The organism is Streptococcus mitis, from assembly GCF_946190115.1.
Lineage (GTDB): Bacteria > Bacillota > Bacilli > Lactobacillales > Streptococcaceae > Streptococcus > Streptococcus mitis_CO.
This window is the reverse complement of record NZ_CAMHZG010000039.1, coordinates 1-1,603: the sequence shown is the minus strand read 5'-3', so window position 1 is coordinate 1,603 and position 1,603 is coordinate 1. Positions and strand designations below refer to the sequence as shown.

Annotated in this window: 1 protein-coding gene; it reads left to right on the top strand. The window is 37.7% G+C overall.

Annotated features, from left to right (window positions below; all coding sequences use genetic code 11):
- Positions 1-63: 63 nt before the first annotated feature.
- Positions 64-1,521 carry an IS1182 family transposase gene (locus N8L90_RS09285; protein WP_261025209.1) on the top strand — a complete coding sequence of 486 codons (1,458 nt, stop codon included), beginning with the start codon at positions 64-66 and terminating at the stop codon, positions 1,519-1,521.
- Positions 1,522-1,603 lie beyond the last annotated feature (82 nt).

Here is a 1,603-nt window from a genome sequence, read left to right as displayed (position 1 = left end):
GAGTCTACTGAAAAAGTCATCAAATTGATGGCTTTTTTGTTATACTAGAGATGAGGTGAGATGATGCTTGATAATCAGTTAACTATGGATGTCAGTCCTTATTCTAGTTTGTATGATATCGTGGTTCCTAAAACCCACTTTTTACGTCAGCTAACTGAACTCTGTGATTTTAGCTTTATTTATGATGAACTAGAAAAGAATTATCGTCCCGATTTTGGGCGTAAAGCTTATTCACCGATTATGATGTTCAAATATCTCTTGTTAAAAGATATTTATAAGTTATCAGATGTAGATGTGGTAGGACGTTCCTTGTCAGATATGGCCTTTAAATTTTTTCTTGGTCTAGCTCCTGAAGATTCTGTTATCGAGCCATCCTCTCTGACGAAATTTAGAAAGCTAAGAATTAAAGATGATAAACTGCTTGATGTATTGATTCAGAAGTCTGTTCAAATTGCACTCGAACATAACTTGATTAAGAGTAAAATCCTCATTGTGGATGCCACTCACACCAAATCTCATTATAATCATAAGAAACCCCAAGAAATCCTTAGAGAGCGTTCAAAAGCTTTACGTAAAACAATTTATCAACATTCAGAAGATATCAAAATAGAATTTCCAAAGAAACCTCAAGAAGATAACCTCGAAGCAGAGTTGACCTATACAGAGGAGTTAATGGCTGTGGTTGAAAAACACGAGGAACTCTTAGCCCTACCGGCTGTTTCTCAAAAGTTCAATTACCTAAAAGAGGCTGTCGAGGACGACTTAGAACATTTGGAAGCTTCTGTTAAGGAGGAGGCTAGGCTTGGACATAAGACAGCCGACACCTCTTTCTATGGATATAAAAGTCATATCGCTATGACGGATGAACGGATTATTACTGCTTGCGTGGTCACTTCTGGTGAACAAAGCGATGGGAAATATTTACCTGAGTTATATGCCAAAACAAAGGAAAATAGTCTGGACATCGAGACTATTATTGGTGATGCGGCTTATTCAGGAAAGGACAACATTCAACTAGCTCGCAAAGAAAAGATTCATTTGGTTTCAAAACTGAATCCTTCTGTTTCAAAAGGTTACCGTAAAGAAGAGGATGCGTTTGAATTTAATAAAGATGCAGGGCTATTTGTCTGTCCAGAAGGACACATGGCTGTTCGCAAAGCAAGGACAGGGAAAAAATATCAAAATAAGAATCAAGTTGTCACTCATTACTTTGACATTGAGAAGTGCAAGAGTTGCCTTTCCAAGGAAGGATGTTATAAGGAGGGGGCAAAGTCTAAAACTTATTCAATAGCCATTAAGAGTGACGACCATCTTTTCCAGAAGAAATTTCAGGAAACACCTTATTTTAAAGAAATGGCCAGACATCGCTATAAAATCGAAGCAAAGAATGCCGAACTAAAACAGAGACATGGCTTTGATGTCGCGAGAGCATCGGGTCTTTTCAGCATGGAGTTACAGGCAGCCACAACCATCTTCGTGGTCAATATGAAACGAATTATGACCTTAATAAATACAAAATAACCGAGGAACTCGCTCAAATTAACGAGAGATTCCCCGGTTTTCATTTCATTAAAAGTAAGAGACCTATTTTTTCAGTGGACTC

Excerpts from the sequence above, each read along its gene's own strand:
- N8L90_RS09285 (WP_261025209.1), top strand. The coding sequence starts at position 64 with ATGCTTGATAATCAGTTAACTATGGATGTCAGTCCTTATTCTAGTTTG.